The organism is uncultured Veillonella sp. (genome assembly GCF_963551295.1).
GTDB lineage: Bacteria > Bacillota > Negativicutes > Veillonellales > Veillonellaceae > Veillonella.
In genome coordinates this window covers 47,238-70,174 of sequence record NZ_CAUVFT010000001.1, presented here as the reverse complement: position 1 = coordinate 70,174, position 22,937 = coordinate 47,238, and the positions used below count along the sequence as shown (strand labels likewise).

General features: G+C 38.3%; 19 protein-coding genes. 8 read left to right on the top strand and 11 right to left on the bottom strand.

The features are described 5' to 3' along the window. Window positions 1-410: 410 nt before the first annotated feature. On the bottom strand, window positions 411-1,589 hold the full coding sequence (locus RYO55_RS00280) for a transcriptional regulator (protein ID WP_314983611.1): 1,179 nt from the start codon (window positions 1,587-1,589) through the stop codon (window positions 411-413). 423 nt (window positions 1,590-2,012) lie between these two features. Further along, entirely contained in the window at window positions 2,013-2,612 is a 600-nt protein-coding gene (locus RYO55_RS00275; RefSeq protein WP_295816947.1) for a class I SAM-dependent methyltransferase, read from the bottom strand. A gap of 306 nt (window positions 2,613-2,918) precedes the next feature. Between RYO55_RS00275 and RYO55_RS00270 the strand changes: the two genes are divergently transcribed. From RYO55_RS00270 to RYO55_RS00260, 3 genes are all read left to right on the top strand, one after another. Continuing rightward, window positions 2,919-4,274 carry a hemolysin family protein gene (locus RYO55_RS00270; protein ID WP_314983608.1) on the top strand — a complete coding sequence of 452 codons (1,356 nt, stop codon included), beginning with the start codon at window positions 2,919-2,921 and terminating at the stop codon, window positions 4,272-4,274. Between the two features lie 438 nt (window positions 4,275-4,712). Continuing rightward, complete coding sequence (locus RYO55_RS00265) at window positions 4,713-5,777, top strand: efflux RND transporter periplasmic adaptor subunit (protein WP_314983607.1); 1,065 nt, start codon at window positions 4,713-4,715, stop codon at window positions 5,775-5,777. Further along, window positions 5,774-8,836 (top strand): efflux RND transporter permease subunit, encoded by a 3,063-nt coding sequence (locus tag RYO55_RS00260; protein WP_314983606.1) that lies wholly within the window; start codon window positions 5,774-5,776, stop codon window positions 8,834-8,836. The genes RYO55_RS00265 and RYO55_RS00260 overlap by 4 nt, the downstream gene beginning before the upstream one ends. Before the next feature lie 227 nt (window positions 8,837-9,063). Here the strand turns inward: RYO55_RS00260 and RYO55_RS00255 are convergent, their stop codons facing one another. From RYO55_RS00255 to dnaA, 9 genes are all read right to left on the bottom strand, one after another. Next, window positions 9,064-9,381 carry a YbjQ family protein gene (locus tag RYO55_RS00255; protein WP_295816959.1) on the bottom strand — a complete coding sequence of 106 codons (318 nt, stop codon included), beginning with the start codon at window positions 9,379-9,381 and terminating at the stop codon, window positions 9,064-9,066. Between the two features lie 183 nt (window positions 9,382-9,564). Then, window positions 9,565-11,046 (bottom strand): amino acid permease, encoded by a 1,482-nt coding sequence (locus RYO55_RS00250; RefSeq protein WP_314983604.1) that lies wholly within the window; start codon window positions 11,044-11,046, stop codon window positions 9,565-9,567. Window positions 11,047-11,056: 10 nt separating this feature from the next. Then, complete coding sequence (gene gyrB / locus RYO55_RS00245; protein WP_012863619.1) at window positions 11,057-12,958, bottom strand: DNA topoisomerase (ATP-hydrolyzing) subunit B; 1,902 nt, start codon at window positions 12,956-12,958, stop codon at window positions 11,057-11,059. A 77-nt stretch (window positions 12,959-13,035) separates the two neighbouring features. After that, window positions 13,036-13,284, bottom strand: a complete 249-nt coding sequence (locus tag RYO55_RS00240) for a hypothetical protein (RefSeq protein WP_058948347.1) — start codon at window positions 13,282-13,284, stop codon at window positions 13,036-13,038. A gap of 13 nt (window positions 13,285-13,297) precedes the next feature. Then, window positions 13,298-14,200 carry a DUF721 domain-containing protein gene (locus RYO55_RS00235; RefSeq protein ID WP_314983603.1) on the bottom strand — a complete coding sequence of 301 codons (903 nt, stop codon included), beginning with the start codon at window positions 14,198-14,200 and terminating at the stop codon, window positions 13,298-13,300. After that, window positions 14,187-15,287 carry a DNA replication/repair protein RecF gene (gene recF, locus RYO55_RS00230; RefSeq protein WP_314983602.1) on the bottom strand — a complete coding sequence of 367 codons (1,101 nt, stop codon included), beginning with the start codon at window positions 15,285-15,287 and terminating at the stop codon, window positions 14,187-14,189. Before recF ends, RYO55_RS00235 begins: the two co-directional genes overlap by 14 nt. A 3-nt stretch (window positions 15,288-15,290) precedes the next feature. Then, window positions 15,291-15,524 carry an RNA-binding S4 domain-containing protein gene (locus RYO55_RS00225; RefSeq protein ID WP_314983601.1) on the bottom strand — a complete coding sequence of 78 codons (234 nt, stop codon included), beginning with the start codon at window positions 15,522-15,524 and terminating at the stop codon, window positions 15,291-15,293. Window positions 15,525-15,548: 24 nt separating this feature from the next. Further along, a complete protein-coding gene (dnaN, locus tag RYO55_RS00220) occupies window positions 15,549-16,661 on the bottom strand; it encodes a DNA polymerase III subunit beta (RefSeq protein WP_308521145.1) in 1,113 nt (370 codons plus the stop codon). Between the two features lie 406 nt (window positions 16,662-17,067). Continuing rightward, window positions 17,068-18,642: a chromosomal replication initiator protein DnaA gene (gene dnaA, locus RYO55_RS00215; protein WP_227065081.1), complete on the bottom strand. Its 1,575-nt coding sequence runs from the start codon at window positions 18,640-18,642 to the stop codon at window positions 17,068-17,070. Between the two features lie 1,728 nt (window positions 18,643-20,370). On the opposite strand from dnaA, the gene rpmH reads away from it, so the two are divergent. From rpmH to jag, 5 genes are all read left to right on the top strand, one after another. Continuing rightward, window positions 20,371-20,505 (top strand): 50S ribosomal protein L34, encoded by a 135-nt coding sequence (rpmH, locus tag RYO55_RS00210; protein WP_004692946.1) that lies wholly within the window; start codon window positions 20,371-20,373, stop codon window positions 20,503-20,505. A gap of 79 nt (window positions 20,506-20,584) precedes the next feature. Next, window positions 20,585-20,944, top strand: coding sequence for a ribonuclease P protein component (gene rnpA / locus RYO55_RS00205; RefSeq protein WP_314983599.1), 360 nt, complete (start codon window positions 20,585-20,587; stop codon window positions 20,942-20,944). A 48-nt stretch (window positions 20,945-20,992) separates the two neighbouring features. Next, window positions 20,993-21,214 (top strand): membrane protein insertion efficiency factor YidD, encoded by a 222-nt coding sequence (gene yidD, locus RYO55_RS00200; RefSeq protein WP_012865047.1) that lies wholly within the window; start codon window positions 20,993-20,995, stop codon window positions 21,212-21,214. A gap of 166 nt (window positions 21,215-21,380) precedes the next feature. After that, the gene (locus RYO55_RS00195) at window positions 21,381-22,046 is read left to right on the top strand and encodes a YidC/Oxa1 family membrane protein insertase (protein WP_123138250.1); all 666 of its coding nucleotides are present in this window, start codon (window positions 21,381-21,383) and stop codon (window positions 22,044-22,046) included. Window positions 22,047-22,057: 11 nt separating this feature from the next. After that, window positions 22,058-22,855, top strand: a complete 798-nt coding sequence (gene jag / locus RYO55_RS00190; protein WP_314983597.1) for an RNA-binding cell elongation regulator Jag/EloR — start codon at window positions 22,058-22,060, stop codon at window positions 22,853-22,855. Window positions 22,856-22,937 lie beyond the last annotated feature (82 nt).

Sequence of the window (22,937 nt, the reverse complement as noted above, 5' to 3'; positions counted from 1 at the left end):
ATCCTATAACTCTAATTATTAACCTAACACTAAACTTAACTATTAGCCTAACACTAAACTTAATGATTAGTCTAACGGCTAACCTAACTAGTATGTTAGAAAAATAACTATATTGTTACAAACGTAACAAAACTACATAACTATACTGCCTAAATGATTAATAAAACAACATAAACTACTTATATATGCTACATATATGCTACGTAATATATTACGTAACATTCTACTAATTACGTAACATTCTACTAATTACATAACTATCAATTATCTTGGATATTTCTTACATTTAGGACCTTTACATCGTTTGCATTTACCGCATCCACGGTCGATAGTCCCAGCACTTGCTGATTTCTTCGCACTAGCACTCTCCTTGGCCATCTTTTCAGAGGCCTTACTATTCCATACGGAAACTATCGTTCCTGCTTTTTTGCGGATTCATCTTTTTTGTATTTTTTATCCTTTTTCTTGTCTTTCTTCTTATCTTTTTTCTTGAAAGTATCCGCTAAGAAGACTGTCTTTAACTTATCGTTTAAGAATTTAAGCTTCTTTTCAGCCTTATCTTTCTTTTTCTTTAACTTTTCTTCAGCTTCATAAATCTTATCTTCTTTATGCTTCTTGTGTTTTTTATCTTTCTTATCTTCTTTAGACTTCTTATCTTTCTTAGATTTCTTCTCTTCTTTGGACTTTTTGTCTTCTTTAGATTTTTTATCCTCTTTGAATTTCTTGTCCTCTTTGGATTTTTTATCGTCCTTAGATTTCTTGTCCTCAGAACCGTTGATACGCGCCCATTCATCGTCAACGCGTTTTAATTGCTTTTTAAGAAGCTTTTCCATCTTCTTATTTGTTTTATCAGATTCTAAACCGGCTTTACCAAATAACAAAGCATTCACCGCCGTGTATGGATCGATAGACGACATATCCTCATCATCCACTTTAGCTTCCTCTGATTTCTTATCTTTCGAAAATTCATCAAGACTATCTACATTTAACTCATCATTTTCATCTAAATGATGAATTGCTAAGCTTTCAACGCCTTCTAATGGTTTTACATCAAGGTGCTCAATCGCAGTATCTTCAAAATCTGTCATTTCCTTACCGGAGCTTTCACCAAAACCAGTAAAGAGACCACCTATAGATTTTAATTCATTCAATTTAATATGATTCATACCCACCGTAGAATCATGATGCACAGGAACGTCAGATAATTGTATCTGTTCCATAGCATATGCATCATCACTGTGACTAACACCCTTGCCAACTCCAGATGTATTAGAAATGACAATATCTTCCTTATCGTCACCTAGCACATCGCCAAATAAATCTTCTTCTAAAGATTCGTAAGAATGCAATAGAGCCATCCGTTTTTGAACATCTTCAATTTGATTCCACAAATCAACGAGAGAAGATGTATAATACACCCGTTCCTTTACTTCTAAATAAGCTTGGTAAACGATAGCCAATTCGGACTCATTAAGGCCTTCCTCTGCACCAATTTCTTCAATCATTTGTTGAATCTGTTGATCTCGGTCATATCGTTTAATTAAAGCTTTACGAATGCGTTCAATCAACATTGTATCGATGAGTTCCATATGCACCTCCTGTATTCAATACACTCAGTCCTATCCGCTACATTAGCGTATACGAATCAATGTATAGAACCATAAAAATGAATTGATTTTATAATCTCTAATATATTATTATAGCAGAATTTATCTGCTTTTTCCTTAATAATATGTGTAAAAGTTCCTTAAAAATAGAATAAAACCTCAATTTGAATACGTTCCAAATAGTATGCATTTCATACTACTAAAGCACTATTCAAACCGAGGTTATTTAATCAAGTTTATATACATTATATTCATATATAAACTTACTATATTAAAGTCTTATATTTATTTGTTACATCAATCCAATATTTATTGCATCAGTCTAATATTTATTGCATCCATCGGATTTTTAACTATTACATCAAAATATATCTAATTGTTATATAAAGATCTTAAATTACTGCACTAAAACAAGTTAACGGAATAGACGAGAATTCGTTCTTTTGCATCGCTTGCTTCAAAGAGATCACTACAATCAATAGGTTCCTCTTGTTCCAAGCGCACATGGTTATTTAAAAAGTTCTCCACCTCTTCATTAACATAGTAGAAAAATAACTTAATCTCCCGAGGGTTATGATATAGCGAATCAAAGATATTTCCTAATACCCGCTTAATCGTATGGAGTGCAAAGGGATTAAAGAAAAAACATCGATCAGCCTGCTCAGGTAACTCGTAGAGAGCCGCATCGCCGTGTACAAAAGATACGCGATGGCGCGCTGCTGGACTTTCACCATTAATCAAAGCCTTTTCATATAGCCGTTCATCGTATTCAATGCCTATAGAATGACAGCCCGTTTGGTAAGCCATGAAAATACTAACTCTACCCTTGCCACTGCCATAGTCAATGAGGGTATGTTTCTTGCGAATATGACCACTATTTGCCAAACGCTCCAACACGCAATAATCCGTCGGCTCGTACGGATGATGCTCCGTATCGGAACGACTATCATCGCGGCCAGAAGTTTTAATTTGTAATAAACTTTCCCACTCTTGCTCTGTTGCCATCTATATAATCCTATCATGAGATCCAAATTATATAACCTAAAATTTAATACTAATCTTAATTTCTATACATACTATACCCTTATTAGGGTACTAGTTACAAATTAAAATCAATCATATTATAGTAGACAACAAAGGAAATACATATTTTTGTAGCATTTAATGCGTACAAAAGGAAAAATGAAAGCAGCAACCCTCCTTTTTCTGTGCTAAAAACACTTATTAATGCCGATATGGTATACTAGGAGTAATATTTCTATTATTCTCATGTGCAGAATTATATGTCATTAAAAAGGAGTATCTACTTACATGGACAGTGATCTGACCTTAGATTTTATAATTATCATCGTATTAATCATCGCGAATGGTTTATTCTCTATGACGGAGTTAGCCATCGTAAACGCTAAAAAACGTAAGCTTGAAGAATTAGCTGAAGCAGGCAATGAACGCGCGAAAAAGGCCTTTGAATTGGCAGAGAACCCAAATGATATGTTCTCCACGATTCAAATTGGCATTACCCTCGTTGGTATTTTAACTGGTTTATATTCTGGTGCCACCTTCTCTAGTCCTTTAGAAGAAATATTAACTGCTAATATTCCAAGCATTGAACCGTACGCAGCCTCAGTGAGCTCCTTCCTCATCGTTGCGATCATCACTTATTTATCCCTCGTTATAGGGGAGCTCGTGCCAAAACGATTGGCCTTAAATAGCCCTGAGGGCATCGCTGTGGTGGTAGCAAAACCGATTTATTGGCTCTCTGTAGCCCTAAAACCAATCGTTAGCTTCCTCGGTATTTCCACAGAATTCCTCTTAAAAATATTAGGCGTTACTGTAAAAGAAGAAGCCCCTGTTACAGAATCTGAAATTAATAAAATGCTTACCGAAGGCGTTGCCATGGGTGCTTACGAAGAGGAAGAACCTATCCTCGTAGAAAATATCTTCCATCTCGCAGATATGAACGCAGGTGATATAATGACGCCTCGTACACAGCTCAAATGGATTGATCTTAACGGTATGGAAGACGAAATCATGGAGGTTCTCAAGAATGCCAACCATTACCGCATTCCTGTAGGTACCGATTCCTTGGATGAATTAAAGGGTCTCGTTACCGTATCCGATGTATTAGTTCAAATTATGCAACGTCCTAGTGAAAGTTCTATTCACGATATCATCAAAGCTTGTTTGAAAGAACCTGTTCTCGTTCCTGAATCCATTTCACTCATGAAATTATTGAACGTTCTACGTACAGAAGGCGTTCATGAAGCAATTATCCTCGACGAATATGGTGGTTTTACTGGTCTTGTCACCTTGCATGATATCATGGAGGAAATCGTAGGCCTTATGCCTTCCGGTGAGGAAGAAATCAAGGAAGAAGAAAACAAAATCATCGAACGTGATGGTGCATGGCTCGTAGATGGCCTTCTCAACGTAGATGAATTTAAAGAATTCTTTCACATCGATCAAGAATTACCAGGTGAAGAAGACGATTTGTACAAAACTATGGGCGGTCTCTTAAACGTCCTCTTCGGTCGCATTCCAAAAGAATTAGACAAGGCAAAATGGGATGGCTATACCTTTGAAGTCATCGATATGGATCATACTCGTATTGATAAAATTCTTGTAACCTATGAAGAACCTATTGTAGAACAAGAAGAAGAAAAATAAAGTTCAAACTATACATAAACAAAAGCTGACAAAAGCTAAAGAAGTGAGTTCTCTTCCTATGAACTGTACCCCAAAAATTGGACATATTTTTGGATACAGTTCAATCAATAGAGGACTCACTTTTTTAATACATTTTTGTATCCATAAAATAAGTAATACATATACTATCAAAATATATAGATTACTTTAAAAAATTATCACCAATTATATACATTAAGTATATAATTCTTTTATTTTCTGCATAAAGGCTAGAACTTTCAACATAAATATAGTATTATTAAATTGTATAAAATATATAATTAATTCTAATATAGAAATAATAGCTAATTTAGAAATAATTGCTATCCTAAAATAAGTTCAATAAAATATAAAGTCCTATGATCATTTTGTATAGTGTATTTCATAGGACTTATATGTGGTAGTAAAAGGAGAGATTCTATGAATCAACGAATTATAGCAACCATAGGCGCCCTATTAATAGGGACCGCCATCATAAGTGGTTGTGGATCAGAAAAGCCCCCTGAAGATACAAGTCTCAAGGTGCGCACCATCACTATAGGTGAAGAGTCTGGAACTACTGATGCTGGCTATGCAGGCACCATTCATAATAAAACAGAAACAAATTTAGCCTTTCAAATTGGAGGGCGTATCATCAATAAATTTGTAAATGTTGGTGATGTAGTGCAAGCAGGCCAAGTCATTGCTCAAATCAATAGTTCAGATACATCAGCTCAGTTGCAAAATGCTGAAGGTGCTGTAAAAGCTGCTCAATCGGCCTACGAATTGGCAGAAACCAATGCTAAACGATACCGCGAACTCTATGCACAACAAGCGATTAGTAAATTGCAATTAGACCAGGCTGAAAACCAATTGAATGCCACATCTGCTCAATTACAACAAGCACAGGCAAGCCTTAATTTGAGCAGCAATCAAAATAGCTATACTAATTTAACGGCCCCTGATACAGGTATTATTACAGCTTTCAATATTGAAGCAGGACAAGTCGTAGCAGCCGGTCAAAGCGTTGGTACCTTAGCGGCCGGTCACGACCCAGAAGCAGTCATTGCCCTTCCTGAACAAGAATTGAGTAAAATTCATGTAGGAAGCCCTGCTACTATTACCTTCTGGGCTCTACCTAATGTAACCGTGCAAGGTGTAGTACGTGAAATTTCACCAGTTCCTGACCCTGTAGCCAGAACGTATACCGTAAAAATTACCTTACAAAATGCGCCTAAAGAGGTACAACTAGGCATGACGGTCAATGCTAATCTATCTACCACAGATAGTACCAATATTTCTATCCCATTGACAGCTCTTGTGAAAGACTCTAACGGTAATAATGCGGTCTATATCATCCGCGATAAGAAGGCTCATCTCGTGCCTATCAAGACTGGTGAATTCGGTAAGAACTCCGTCATCGTCACATCTGGTTTAGCTAAGGGTGACATTGTCATCACCGCAGGTACCCAACAATTACAAGAAGGGACGGCGGTTAGTCAATGAAACAATTTAACTTAGCCGAATGGGCTCTTAAACACAAGTCCATTATCTACTACTTCATGGCTGTGCTCCTCACCTTCGGTATTTTCTCATTTACCCATATGGGACGCATGGAAGATCCTGATTTTACGATGCGCACCATGGTGGTCGGTGTTGCTTGGCCGGGGGCTTCTCCACAAGAAATGTCGAATCAGGTAACGGACAAACTCGAAGAAAAACTACGCGACCTTCCTGGTGTAGATTATACAAAATCTTTCACAGATGGTAGCAAATCCGTTATTTATATCAATCTAAGAGAGGATTTGCCATCCGATAAGATTCGTCCCGCTTGGGAAGAAGCGCGGAATATGATCAACGACGAATGGAAATCATTGCCTGCAGGCGTTCAAGGACCGACCATCAACGACAGGTTCGACGATGTATATGGCATTATCTATGCCATTAGTGGTGATGAATTTTCTTATGAAGAAAAGCGTCAACAAGCAGAAGACTTAAAGCGTCAGCTTTTATCTGTTCCTAATGTTAAAAAAATCAGCCTCATTGGGGTTCAACAACAAACCCTCAATGTAACCATAAACAAGGATAAACTCGCATCCTATAAAGTCAGTACACAACAGCTGTTAACAGCGCTTAAACAGCAAAGTATGATGGTTCCAGCTGGTGTGATTACAACAGATACAAACAATGTATATCTTCGCGTCAACGGTCTATTCGATAGCCCTCAAGCGGTGCGAGATATGCCAATCCGCATCAATAACCAAACGTTGCGCCTCGGTGACATGGCCGATGTAACCATGACCTACCAAGACCCTAGTAGTCCTCAGTTCTACTACGAAGGCAAGCCGGCTATAGGTATTGCTATCTCCATGGATGCAGGTGGAAATAATATCGAATTCGGCGAAGCTATCGACAAAAAGCTATCTGAATTACAGAAAACGATTCCTGCAGGCCTTGAACTCAATCAAGTATCGAATCAGCCCCATATCGTTAAGGAATCTATTGGCGATTTCTCTCAATCCTTATTTGAAGCCATCGCCATCGTATTGCTCGTAAGCTTTGCATCCCTTGGTTTACGAACAGGTGTTGTGGTAGCCCTTACCATTCCAGTCGTTGTGTCTACGACGTTCATCTTGATGTATGAAAGCGGCATCTATTTACATAAGGTTAGCTTAGGTGCCTTAATTCTAGCTTTAGGCCTCCTCGTAGACGATGCCATCATCGTTGTAGAAATGATGAGTGTTAAGCTCGAAGAAGGGTGGGGCCACTTTAAATCGGCTACCTTTGCTTATCAATCTACAGCATTTCCTATGCTATCTGGTACGCTCATTACCTGTGCAGGCTTCTTGCCATTAGCATTGGCACAAGGTATGGTAGCAGAGTTTACAAAATCTTTATCCATTGTTGTATTTATGGCACTCATCCTATCTTGGTTCGCCTCTGTTCTCGTCAGCCCTGTATTGGGTTATAAAATCATTGAAAACAAGGCTCCAAAGCCGGAATCGGAATGGACTAAACGAGACCGTATCATGCACAAGCTCAATGTGACCTTCTATGATAAGTTTGAAAAACTATTACATTGGGCACTAGGACATCATAAGGTAGTCTTATTGGCTACTCTAGGTGCCTTCGCTTTATCCTTGCTTTCACTACCGTTAATTAAACAGGAATTTTTCCCATCATCAACGCGTAATGAAATTATTGTATCCATGCAATTCCCTCAAAGTTCGTCCATCGAGTATACTGCTAACCAAGCAAAAATCATTGATGAACATTTGCAAGGTGACGAACGTATTTCAACCTTTACCTCGTACATTGGACAAGGTTCTCCGCGTTTCGTTCTCACCTTGGAACCTGAATTGCAACGAAATAACTTCTTGCAGTACGTTATCGTTACAAAATCCTTAGAGGATCGAGATAAACTGTATAATGAATTAACGTCTTATTTAAATGAAGAATTTCCTTCAGCCCTCGTAAATGCTCAATTTATACAAATTGGGCCTCCATCTAAGTACCCTGTTATGCTCCGCGTAGCAGGTCCTGATCAAAAAGTGGTAAAAGAAATTGCCAACCAAGTAAAAGCAAAAATGCAAGACGATAAAGACTTACAAAATATCGCCTTTGACTGGCCAGATACAGAACCTGTAGCCAATATTCACATCGATCCAAACAAGGCACGTTTACTCGGCATCGATAGCTACGCTGTATCCTTACACTTACAAAGTCTATTATCTGGTACTAAGTCTGGTGAATACTACGAAGGGAACCAAACCATTCCTGTTACCTTCCGTTTAGGTGACAACGAGCAACATAACTTAAGTGCTCTTTCATCCTTGCCAATCCAAACAGGCAATGGTTCCTACGTACCTCTTAGCCAAATTGCAACTATTACCATGGCTCAAGAGGATGGTATTATCTGGCATCGCAACATGATGCCAACTATTAGTGTTCATGCGAATGTAAAAGCCGGTGTCTTAGGCAATGCGAAAACAAAAGAGGTCTATAAATCATTACAAGACATTCGAGATTCCTTGCCTACAGGCTATTCTATTGACCTAGACGGCGCCGCTGAAAAAAGCGAAACAGCCGTTCAAAAGCTATTAACACCAATTCCAATTATGCTCTTTGTAATCATGACAATCCTCATGTTCCAATTAAAGCGTATCGCCCTCATGTTAATGGCTCTACTCACTGCTCCATTGGGGCTAATCGGTGTTGTATTAGCACTTAATATTACGAGAACACCGTTAGGCTTTATGGCTATTCTAGGAATCATCGCCCTCTCGGGTATGATCATCCGTAACTCCATTATCTTGTTAGACCAAATCGAAATCCACAAGGCAGAAGGCCAAGAACCTCGTGAAGCGATTATCAACTCTGCTACACTTCGTTTCCGCCCTATCATGCTCACCGCTATCGCAGCGATTTTAGGCATGATCCCTCTTATGGGATCTGTATTCTGGAGCCCACTGGCTATCGCCTTTAGCGGCGGCTTACTCGTGGCAACGGTACTCACACTCATCGTATTGCCAGTCATGTACGCAAGCTGGTATAAGGTAAAATAACTAATATTAACCTAATGAAATATTTAATATTTACCTAACAAAATAACTATACTTACGTAACGTCATAAAATCTAACATTAACTAGTAACTTCATTTCCTTAGTAAAAAATCCCCTAATCTTTGTAAAAGTTTTACGCTTTACCATCGATTAGGGGATTTTTTTTTATTTTATTTTGTTTGTCTTATTTGATTTGTCTTATTTGATTTATCGTATTTTTTATTTGATATTAAAGTACTACAGCAGTACCTGTACATGTAATCATGAGCATACCGCCATTTTGACCCAATGTATTATATTCAAAGGATACGCCAATAACACCATTAGCACCAAGATCTTTAGCCCGTTTAGCCATTTCATCAAGAGCTGCTTGGCGAGCTTTCATCAAAGAATCTTCATAACTAGCACTACGACCACCAACAATGTCGCGAATGCCAGACATAAAGTCTTTTACAAAATTACGACCTTCTACTACTTCACCAAATACAACACCTTTGTACTCTTGTACAGGTCTGTTTTCTACATGCATAGTTGTTGTAATAATCATAGTTGTATCCTTTCTAATTGACTACAATATATTTTGATTTATTATAACAAGACTTTTAGATAAAAACAAATATAAATTATAGCTTTCACATAAAATAATTACATATTGTACATCAAAAAAATACATATTATAACTAAAAAAGACCTGTTCACTACTTTCATAATGAACAAGTCTAATTTTATGTTATCTATCGAAGTCACGATCAAGGTTAACTTCTTTCAACGGCACAACTTTAGTTTTGTTGATGTATTTGTAACCAAGGTACACTGCGAAGAAGATTGGCAAGCCAATATAGGCAACGGATACGCCGTACCAGTCGATGGTATCACCTATGAAAGCGGAGTAGTTTTGACCACAGATAATGATGACGCAAAGAATGAACGCCAAGATTGGGCCCACTGGGAATAACCACGCTTTGTATGGCAATTCACTAAGATCTCTTCCTTGAGCAATGAAAGCGCGGCGGAAACGATAATGAGATACTGCGATACCAACCCATGCGATGAAACCGCATAAACCAGAGATATTAACAATCCATGTATAAGCTGTACCTTCGCCAATAAAGCTTGTAAGGAATGCAAATAAACCGATTGCTGTCGTTAAGATTAACGCAGGCACTGGAACGCCGCGTTTATTTAACTTAGCAAAAATTTGAGGTGCTTGACCTTCCTTAGCGAGTGCATACAGCATACGCGTAGAAGAGTATAAACCAGAGTTACCAGCACTCAATACAGCCGTTAAGATAATAGCATTGATAAAGCTAGCAGCAAAGGCAAAACCAAAGCGGTCAAATACGAGTGTAAATGGAGAAATAGATACGTTCTCTACACTAGAGTTCAACAAATTTGGATCTGTGTACGGAATCAAGAAACCGATAACCGTGAAAGCACCGATATAGAACAATAGAATACGCCAGAAGATTGTATTAATCGCTTTTGGCACGTTCTTTTCAGGGTCTTCCGCTTCACCAGCGGCTACGCCGATAAGTTCAGTACCTTGGAAGGAGAATCCTGCCACCATAAAGATAGCGAGAATAGATTCCCAACCACCTACAAATGGAGCTTCTCCTACGGTCCAGTTCGCAAATCCTGGAGATGTGCCACCTATGCCAAAGATAAGCATAAAGCCACAGAATAGGAATACGAATACGGTAATCACCTTGATGCTAGAGAACACATATTCACTTTCACCAAAGGAACGAGTAGATAAATAGTTCAAACCGAATAAAATGAGCAAAAACAGAGCAGACCATACAATGGCAGGCACATCAGGAAACCAATATTTCATGATGAGCGCCCCTGCTAATACTTCAGCAGCCAAGGTAATAGCCCAATTAAACCAGTAGTTCCAACCTAAGGCAAACCCAAAGGCAGGATCTACATAGCGTTTTGCATAAGTTCCGAAGGAACCTGGAATTGGTAAATATGTGGCCATTTCCCCAAGAGATGTCATAAGGAAATAAACCATGATACCAATGAGGCCGTAAGCTACAAGAGCACCACCAGGGCCAGCTGTACTTACGACTTCACCACCAGCAACGAATAAACCTGTACCGATAGCACCACCCAAAGCGATCATATTCATATGACGCGCCTTTAGGGAACGTTTTAGGTGTTGATCTTTGTTAGACGTAAACTCTACGTTATTATTATTATTATCAGACATGGGTCACCTCTTACAAATCTAGATTACGCACGTATTTTGCGTTATCTTCAATAAATTTACGACGAGGCTCTACCTTATCACCCATGAGGACCGTAAAGATTTTGTCGGCTTCGATAGAATCTTCTAAGCTAACTTGTAAAATCGTACGATTTTCAGGGTTCATCGTAGTTTCCCATAATTGTTCAGGATTCATTTCACCTAAACCTTTGTAACGTTGGATTGTAGTACCATCGCGGCCTACTTCATCAAGTTTAGCAGTCAACTCTGCATCAGAATATACATACCAATGAGATTTACCCTTCTTGATTTGATACAAAGGTGGTTGAGCAATATAGATATGACCTTCCTCTACCAATGGTTTCATATAGCGGTAGAAGAATGTTAACAACAATGTACGGATGTGAGCGCCGTCAACGTCCGCATCTGTCATGATGATAATCTTGTTATAACGGGATTTTGTAATATCGAATTCATCGCCAATACCTGTACCAAAAGCGGTAATCATGGAGCGAATTTCGTTATTAGCCAAAATCTTATCGAGGCGTGCTTTTTCTACGTTAAGGATTTTACCACGCAATGGTAAAATTGCTTGGTAACGACGATCGCGACCTTGTTTTGCAGAACCGCCTGCAGAATCACCTTCGACTAAATAAATTTCAGTCATAGATGTATCTTTTTCGGAGCAGTCCGCCAATTTACCAGGAAGGCTAGATACTTCCAACGCATTTTTACGGCGTGTTAGGTCGCGGGCTTTACGAGCGGCCTCTCGAGCACGGCTTGCCATCGTTGCTTTTTCGATGATTTTCTTCGCATCTTGAGGATGTTCTTCAAAGAATGTTTTAAGACCTTCTGTAACGATAACATCTGTAATACCTTTAACTTCGCTATTGCCAAGTTTAGTTTTTGTTTGACCCTCAAATTGAGGTTCCAACACTTTTACAGATACGACAGCTGTCAAACCTTCACGCACGTCTTCACCGGAAAGATTGGACTCATTTTCCTTGATCAAACCAGATTTACGGCCATAATCATTGAGGGTGCGAGTCAAAGCAGCACGAAAACCAGATAGATGTGTACCACCATCAATAGTATTGATGTTATTTACAAAGGACAACAAGTTTTCGCTATAGCTATCGTTATATTGCAATGCCACATCTACCACAACGTCATCTTTTGTATTTTCAATGTTGATAACAGTTGGATTAATTGCTTCTTTATTTTCGTTCAAGAAGGTAATGAAAGAAATCAAACCACCTTCATAGTGGAAACTTTCAACACGAGGTTCCTCTAGGCGCAAATCGCTCAATGTAATGCGAAGGCCTTTGTTAAGAAATGCCAATTCTTGTAAACGCATTTTCAATGTATCAAAGCTGAATACGGTAGTTTCAAAGATTTCTGCATCTGGCTTGAAAATAACTGTAGTACCAGTTCCTGAAGCCTTGCCGATTTCGTGCAACTCGGAAGTTTTATGACCACGAGCAAACGAAATCTCTTGAACAATGCCATTTTGAGATACTTGAACCTTAGTCCATTCACTCAACGCATTAACTACGGAAATACCTACGCCATGAAGACCACCAGATACCTTGTATCCGCCACCGCCGAATTTACCACCTGCATGCAATTTCGTTAATACTAGCTCTACCGCAGACATACCAGATTCATGCATTCCTGTTGGAATACCACGACCATCATCGACAACGGTAACACTGTTATCTGGATTGATGGATACTTCGATGTGGGTAGCATAACCAGCAAGCGCTTCGTCTACAGAGTTATCTACAACTTCGTATACGAGGTGATGCAAACCACGAGCAGACGTACTACCAATATACATCCCTGGGCGTTTACGCACCGCGTCTAGACCCTCAAGAACCTGAATATTCTGAGCGCCATAATTTTGTTCAGGCATGAAACAAACTCCTCCTAACAATCTATCATACTGTACTTGATTGAAATAAAGTGACAAAACATGTACAGGATTAAACTTTATCTCTTTATTATACTATAAAACTCATCAATCCGTCTCATTAAAGTCTTAATACTGATACCAGATCCATACACACAAGCATCAGTGACCACATATGTCTTGATTTGCTCCTCTGGCACCATGGCGATATATTCTAGCGTTTCATAGTGATGAATAGGACTTTTATGGGACTTTCCGCCCTTAGCATGCACCATCGTAATGATGGATTCTATGGGCACGGAAATGGTATCTCCAATATGAACGTACATAAGAATGCCCCCTCTACTTTTCTAATGTCCCATTAAGAGCATCAATTTTGCGCTGTTCCTCTTCAGCGAGGAACTTTGATCTATATTTATTACACAAATTGATAACATGCTGATCCGTTAGCTCATCAGGCTTCTTATGGGTGATGAGCATGGCCACCATAAACATATGACGGCGATTGATGGATCCTTTATAAATCTTATCCAGGTAAAAGTATATGGATTCCCGCATCGCTTCTGCAAAGTCTGGGAAAGTACACAGTATAAATTGCTGACAGTCGCTGTATTTAAAGTATGGATACTTTCTAATAACAGACTTAATGTCCTTAATATGTTTTCGATGCAATTCATATTCACAAGTCGGACAGATTTCTTTTTTAGATTCCATGTGCATGCCACATCGCTTACAACGATGATACCCATGCTGCTCTAAATATATTTCACGCTTTCGAGCCGTAATTTGTACTTTTCTGAAAGCAGCTCGTAATTCTTCGTTATCCGTTTGTTCTAAGGATTTATCGATGGCGTCTACATCTTCTTTTGAAAGCACGATATTAGCAAAATTAATACGTTTTGTAATAATCTGTTCATCAGGAATCGTGAGAGACGTATTAATTTCTACTTTCACATAACTCTGACGTTTCATGATGAATCGAATATCAGTGATTACCTCTTGGCGGTAATACTTGTTGATAGCCTCGATGATACGTCGTTTTTGCATCTGTAATTCCTGCATCCACATGGAATTATCTGCACTGATAACCATGTCTGGAGGCTTGATAGACACAATTTTCGTATGATCAGCAATAACATCGCCTACTACATCACGCCACTTGTGAACGAGGGTATTTAATTTATATTGTTCTAGTAAATTCAGTTCTGCTAAAGCCTTTGGTAAACAAAGATCAAGGCTGTCCATACTGAACCTGTCCCCCTTCACAAGAAATAAATTGAACGGATTTCAAATCTTTAAAATCGTGAATATCTGTAGTGGTAATAAATGTTTGAATCCGTTTATGAATAAACTGCAATAAATTCACTCGTCTCGACTCATCAAGTTCGCTCAATACATCATCCAAGAGAAGAACTGGATATTCTCCTACCTCTGACTTAATAAACTCAAGTTCACTCAACTTTAAGGACAATACAGCGGTTCGTTGCTGACCTTGCGATCCAAATTTCTTTAAATCCATAGCATCGGAAAAGAATCGTAAATCATCGCGATGAGGACCTACACTAGTACTCAAACGATGACGATCTTGCGGCAACGCTGCTTTGATGCGTTCGTAAAAGCCTTCCTTTGTATATTCTAATGAACCATTGTCCATATACGGTTGTTCATAACCGATGGTTAAATTTTCGAGTCCACCCGTCAATTTACGATTCATCAAATCGATGAGCAGATTGATTTTTTTCAAGCTTTCTAATCGTTTCTTTACGATAAAGCTCGCCATATCTGCTAGCTGCAAATCCCATTCTTCAAGAGGAATATTATTCTTTCCTCTATATTCTTTGAGGACTGCATTTCGTTGCTGTAACAGCCGATTGTACTGCATCAATTGATGGTAATAAGTAGCGCTGGTCTGAGATATTTCCATATCTAGGAAACGCCTACGACCAGACGGAGTTCCCTTAATGAGCTGTAAGTCTTCAGGACAAAAGATAACTGTATTTAATGTACCAATCAGTTCTTTTTGAGATATTTTTGTATCGTTTAAACGAATATCCTTAGCCCCTTGGCGGAATAATTTAATATTTACCTTTTGAGGCGTATCTTTTTTCTCAAATTTTACAACTATGCCTGCTTCTTCAGCATTAAACATGAGCATATCCGATGTATCGTTAGTACGATGGCTTTTACCAATCGTACCAACATAAATCGATTCGAGGATATTCGTCTTACCAGCCCCATTGGTGCCGTGCAGAACGATAATCTCAGGGTTAAACTGTATCTGTACATCCTTATAATTACGAAACTGGAATAATTGCAGTGAGTCAATTCTCACCGATTATGCCTCCTCTTGTGTAATTATGAGATCTACATCGAGACCTTCACAAGAAATCACATCACCAACGCGGCATTTCTTGCGTTTTTCCGTTACGACCTGACCATTCAAGGTAAGGATGCCATCATCGATGAAAGATTTAATTTGACCACCTGTTTCAATGATGCCTTCTAACTTCAACAACTGATCAATTTGAATGTACTCCGTATGAATGGGTACCTGCTGTTGCTCTTTCATAATGTTCTCCTAAAGTGATAAAGGTTAAGCATTCGTGCGAACTGGTGTTACTACGTATGTATAGTTCGGATTATTGTCTTGACGAATGACAACAGGACCATTTTGTTTTAAGAACAAGTGAATATTATCTCCTGTGCTGTGACGCAAAATATCAGAGATGTATCGACCGTTGAAGGAGATTGTGAAAGGTGTGCCTTTAAATTCAACAGCTACGTCTTCTTTAGCCATACCGATTTCAGTATTTTGAGTAGATAATGTGACATTGCTTTCAGACCAATCATAACGAATTACGTTATAACTGATGTCTTTAGCCAATAAGGATACGCGATCAACAGCACCAGCAAATTCGTGGCGATTGATTACAGCACTAGAGTCGAATTGGGAAGGAATTACCTTTTCATATTCAGGATACGTGCCTTCGATTAAGCGAGAAATAATATAAATAGATTCAAAATTAAATACGATTTGTGTGCGATTCCAAATGATATTGATCATTGCTGGATTATCTGTTGGTAATAAACGAGATACTTCAGCTAATGTTTTTGTAGGAATGATAGCGCGCATTGGAGTCGTTGCTGGTTCATCAATTGTAATTTTTTTAACAGCCATACGGTGTGTATCGGTAGCAACCATAGTCACTTCGTTTTCTTTGATTTCAAGAAGAGCACCGGTAAATACAGGACGATCTTCATCAGTAGCAGCTGCGTAGTTTGTTAAATCAATGAGTTCTTTCATAGCAAAGCTATCGATGTTTACATGATCTTGGTCGTGAATTTGTTCAACCAAGGAGAAATCATCTGGGTGTAATGTAACAAGGTTAAATTCAGAAGATCCAGATGTGATTGTCAAAGAATTTCCGTCTTCTGGTTTGTAAAGTTCGATAGTATCGCCAGGTAATTTACGAATTAATTCTTGGAAATAACGGGAACCTACTACTAAAGTACCAGGTTCTTTGATGTCTCCGTCAATTGTTAAACGGATACCTAGTTCAAAGTCGTTACCTTGCAATTCTACTTGACCATTTTTCGTGGTCATGTAAATAGCACCTGGTAAGTTGGAACTTGTTTTATTTTGAGATACCTTTTGCAATACGTTGATTGCTTTTTGGAGATTTGCTTTTGGGAATGTAATATGCATATGTTACTCCTTTTTGAAAGTTTTATATTAATTTGTATAATTGGATTTTATTATTAACTATTATATTATTTCTAATATATATGTTGTTTGTAATTACGATATATATATTGTAGAAGCACTACTAATGACTTGTTTTGTTTGTAATATTCTATGTTTGCTATTGTAGATGCTCTATAGATATTCTGCGATAGATCTGTTTCTACTGTTTTTTTGATTGTTTCTTAGTTTTAGTAGTAGTAATAGTAGGGGCCTGTTTATATGTGTAAAAGTGAATCGGCGCCAATAATTGTGTGAATTATGAGCTGTGCATAACTATGTTAATAGTTTGTACCCACTTATCCACATATTCACACCAAAGTGCGAGTTTTGTGATATCCACAAACTTATTCACTATATATCCACAGAGTTATCCACAGGTTGTTAATTTCTGTTTAATTTCTGCAACCATTCGTTTAGTTTCTTCGTTTTTTTCAATTTCCTTCGTTATTTTATCGTACGCATGGAGAATTGTCGTATGGTCACGAGAGAAAGCTGCTGCGATTTGTGGATAGCTTTCATTGATCATATCGCGGCATAGATACATGGCGATTTGCCGTGGGAATGCGAATTGGGCTTTTCGTTTCTTGCCAAGTAGGTCTTGCTTTTTAATATTGAAATAGGAACTTACAAAATTCTGGATGCTTTCAATATTAACCATGTTCACCTCTTCTGTGTGAACGAGGCCAGCTAAGGCGTGTTTTGTGTATTCTAGGTCAATAGATTCTAGACGTTGATCGATGGACGCTGTACCGATGAGTTTAGTGAAAGCACCTTGTAACACGCGGACGTTTTCGCTAAATTGCAATGCTACGTAGTTAATAGAATCATTATCGATGCGAATAATGCGGTTCTTTTTATATTCACGTTCAAGCAGTGATCTGAAGATGGCGATGCGCGTTTCTAAATCTGGATTTTCCATTGTGGCAATGTAGCCAGCTTGGAAACGAGAGCGAAGACGATCTTCAAATTGCTCCATATCATTTGGCATAGTATCAGAGGTAAGCACGATTTGTTTGTTGTTATTTAATAGTTCATTAAATGTATTAAATAGCTCAGTTTTCGTACTTTCACGGCTTTCAAGAAACTGAATATCGTCAATCATGAGAACATCGATATTGCGGAATGTATTGCGGAATAATTTACCTTGGTTGCGCTGCAATGTTTCGACGAAAATATTCATAAAGTTTTCGCTCGTAATGGACATGACCTTCATATGTGGATGATTTTCCTTGATAGCATTGCCAATGGCATGCATCAAGTGTGTTTTTCCGAGGCCAGATGGACCGTAGATAAAGAGCGGATTGTAGTCACCGCCTGGAAATTCAGCTACATTTTGAGCAGCTCCAAAAGGAATGCGGTTGGCGTTGCCCGTTACGTAGTTATCAAAACGGTACGCCGGATTGAGATTAGATAATGACAAGTCTACAGGAACATTATCAGACTGCAATGTTGACATTGTTTCTGTCGGTTTCTTTGGTGTCGCTATCATTGGTTCGTCTGGAATATCCACAGGCGCTGGCGCGCGGTCGATATAGACAGGATCTTGATAGACTGGTGTGTAAAACTCCTCTTGATGAGCCTTTTCCTCTACTATAGGTGGTAAAGGCATTGGCGGTGCTACAACTGGCGTATCGATGAGACTTTCATCAACAAAATTAGTATCTATACTCTCTTGATTAAAATCGAATAATACCATATCTCGATGGGAACCGATGACCGTGGTAATCGCATCTTGTAAAGCCTTGCTAATCTGCGGCTGCTGGTCGATTAAGTTTTTTACAAATGTTTGCATGACCCCAATATGGATCGAATGACTTTCGAGAGACATGGGAATCAACGATGACGTGACGCGCAAATACAATGCATCAGGTAAATGTTGCATATTCTTTTTCGCCTCAAGCAATATATGTTCCCATATATTATTTAAATCAAATGACTGCATGACGTGCCTCTTGTGAATAACTATTGTGATAAATGTGTATAACTTTAGGAATAATGTGTATAACCATTGTAAAAGCTGTGGAAAAACCTATTATTCCTGTGAATAACTTGTGTATAACCTGTGAATAAGTAAAAATAAAAGTCTATTCTAACCAGATAATTACTGACTTTTTAGTTTTTATAAGTTAGAAGAGAAAAAATGTGGATAACCTCGAAAGTTATCCATCAAAAACCTATAAAATATATAATTTTCCCTAATTTCAAGTATGATTGTACCAAAAAATCACTAGTTTGTCATTTATTCTGTGGATAACTTTTGATTATCTGAAGGAGAAATGTTAATAACTCTGTAATTACCTTATATTTTGTTCATCAATTACTTTTGGGGGAGGACTGAAAACTACTTTTATCGCTCCATACGACGCGTAAGTCACTCAAAAAGTAGTTTTAAGTCCCCTTCTCCTATAAGATAATCTTTATGATTACAATACACATAGATGAAAAAGTAATTGATGAACATAACAGCATCAACCTTCAGATAATCAAAACTAAATGATTAATAAAAATGACAAACTAGTGATTTTTCTAAGGGGAAGTGTTAGGTGTAGATATGGATTTTTGACCGAAACGCGTCGTATGGAGGGAGAAAACCACATCTATTCCTCCCTTCTTTCAACTAGAGATCAAAAGGTAAATTTGTCAAAATATAAAAAGATTAGGATTGTGAGTTCTTGTGTTGTTGAAAATTGATGTTACGTTTACATCGTGTAGTGGTGTTTAAGGTGTGCTTAGGGTTTACTTAGGGAGGGAATATAGGGTTCTTTTGAGCGACTTTACGCGTCGTATGGAGCGATAAAGGATCCCTATATTCCTCCTCCTGAAAACGTAACATCAGTCCCTATCTCCTTCCCCAGAGGTTAAAAGGTGAGATTTGTTAAATCTTAGATCCGTATTCTGAAAGACTTTTATTAGATTGGTATAAAAACTGATACTACTTTTTATACTGGTGGTAGGTATATTAGTAGTCATTAGAGTGTGTTAGGAGTAGGAATAGATGTGGATTTTTGACCGATTTACGTGTCGTATGGAGGGAGAAAACCACATCTATTCCTCTCTCCTTTCAACTAGAGATCAAAATATAAATTTGTCAAAATATAAAAAGATTAGGATTGTGAGTTCTTGTGGTGCTGATAAATTGATGTTACGTTTACATCGTGTAGTGGTATTGAAGGTGACATTAGGGTTTACTTAGGGAGGGAATATAGGGTCCTTTTGAGCGACTTTACGCGTCGTATGGAGCGATAAAGGATCCCTATATTCCTCCTCCTGAAAACGTAACATCAGTCCCTATCTCCTTCCCCAGAGGTTAAAAGGTGAGATTTGTTAAATCTTAGATCCGTATTCTGAAAGACTTTTATTAGATTGGTATAAAAACTGATACTACTTTTTATACTGGTGGTAGGTATATTAGTAGTCATTAGAGTGTGTTAGGAGTAGGAATAGATGTGGATTTTTGACCGACTTACGTGTCGTATGGAGGGAGAAAACCACATCTATTCCTCCCCCTATAAAAGTAGTATCAGTTTAAGTTCTATCGGATTTAAGTAAAATCTACATGAAAGTCTTTCAGAATAGCCCTAAATGATTGACAAATTTACGTTTTACCTCTATAATAACCCTGTTATGGTATAAGTAAAACAATACAAAATGACGAGGAGGTGTTTTACTAATGAAACGTACTTACCAACCAAATACTCTTTGGAGAAAACGTACCCATGGTTTCCGTGAACGTATGAAAACTATCGGTGGCCGTCTCGTTTTGAAAAGAAGACGTGCAAAAGGCAGAAAACGCTTATCTGCATAATATAATAGCTGTTAGGCAGGAGAAAAAACTTGGCGCTGCTGCCAAGTTTTTCTATTCTTAGGACTTAAGGACAATGCATATGGATTATTGCCTTGATAAAGCAAGACGACTGACACACAATAATGAATATCGCCTTGTATATAAGCACGGTAAATACGAAGTAGGCCGTATGTGTGTACTGTATCGTATGCCCGTGGCAAAGCAACCTACTCGCATTGGTTTTGTAACAGGTAAAAAGGTTGGTTGTGCAGTGGAGCGCAATCGAGCTAGACGCCTTATGAAAGAGGTATATCGCCTCAATCAGCACGCCATTCGCGAAGGGTATCATATCGTAATTGTTGGACGTGGCCCTCTGAAAAACGCTACCTACGAAAAAGCGGAAAATGAGATTTTGTATCTCTTGCGAAAAAGCAAATTATTGATACAAAATGATAAATAGGACCACAAGTTAGAGGCTTTGGTCCTTTTTGTATATATGGAGGTTTCCATGAAACGCTGTATAACTATGCTTTTACGACTTTTAATTAGGTTCTATCAGCTTGCCATATCTCCCTTAAAACCTGGATGTTGCCGTTATTATCCGACATGTTCTACATATACTCTGCAGGCCATCGAAAAATATGGTCCTTTGAAAGGTAGCTGGATGGGTTTAAAACGCATTCTTCGCTGTCATCCTTTTCATAAGGGTGGCTACGATCCAGTTCCCTAACCCCTTTGGGATTAGACTGGATGTGTTCTGTGAAAGTAACTTTCACCATCATTATCTAGCACAGTTTTGGAAATACCTGAGCATCTGTATGGATGAAATTTAGACCATACCATAACGATATATAGATGCGCAGAGGACGATTTCGACTGTAAGAAAAGGAGAAACAATGGAATTTTTAAGTAGTGTATTCCAACCTATCGTTAATTTGATGAGTACATTGGTAACCTATGCGTTCCAATTGACTCAAATGGTAGGCTATCCGAGCTACGGTGTGGCTATTATCCTTTTAACAATCGTTATTAAAGCGATTTTGGCGCCACTTACTGTTAAACAAATCAAATCCATGAAGGCTATGCAAGAGTTGCAGCCTCGCATGAAAGAATTGCAAGATAAATACAAAAATGATCCTGCAAAACTGCAAGCGGAAATGGGTGCATTGTACAAAGAAATGGGCGTTAACCCATTAGCGGGCTGCTTGCCTCTATTGGTGCAAATGCCATTCTTGATCGCTATCTTCTATGCTTTACAAAGCTATCCATACGATCAAAACTATGTACATTTCTTATGGCTTCCTAGCCTTGGCGAACCAGATCCTATGTACATCTTGCCAGTATTGAGTGCGGTGTCCACTTGGATTATGTCCCGTCAAACTAGTAGCGGTGCAACTGGTGCTGCTGCGCAACAACAAAAGATTATGACAATCTTTATGCCTCTATTCATTGGTTACATTTCTCTTAACTTCCCTTCTGGCTTAGTTATTTACTGGATCGTATCCAATGTGTTCCAATTTGTACAACAACATTTTATTTACAAAGGCTTAGAAGCTAAATAATAGGAGGCACTATGGAATTTATCGATGTATCTGCTAAAACCATTGAAGATGCCATTGCTAAAGGTGTAGCTCAATTGGCCTCTGAAGGTCAAGAATTGGTAGAAACTAAGGTCTTAGAACAACCTTCTAGTGGATTCTTAGGCATTGGTCGTAAACCAGCAGTTGTTCGCTTATTCTTCACCGCTTTAGCTAAATCTGCTACTGCAGAAGAAGCAGCTAATGTTAAAGAACAATCTGTAGCTATTGCTTCCGAACCAGTGGCAACAAGCGAAACAGAAGTACAAGATACGGCAGCTGAAACTTCTGAAAGTACTGTAGAAGAGAAACCTTCTAAAAAGGAACTTTCAAAAGAGGATCAACAAGAAATTGCTGAAAAAGGTAAACAATTCCTCGATGATATGTTTACACAAATGGGCCTTAAAGTAGTTATCGAAAAAATGATGACGAAAGATAAAATTACATTCCAAGTACACGGCGAAGAGCTAGGTATTTTGATTGGTAAACATGGTCAAACATTGGATGCTATTCAATACTTAACAAATCTCGTGGCTCACAAGGATGTATCTGGCCATTGCCATATCGTGGTAGATGTGGAAAATTATCGTTCTCGCCGAGAAGAAACATTGGTGAATCTCGCGAAACGCTTGGCTTCTAAGGTGAAACGCAATCGTCAAAAGGTTTCTTTAGAACCGATGAATGCTTTTGAACGTAAAATCATTCATACCGCCCTTCAAGGGGATAAAAATGTTATTACCAACAGTGAAGGGGATGAACCATTCCGTCACGTTGTGATTTCGTACAAAAAATAAAATATAATGGTGCAGCTTTCAGGTAACTGGTATTCTCCGTTACTTGAGGGCTGTTCCCTTTATTCTTTAGGTTATGGTGAAA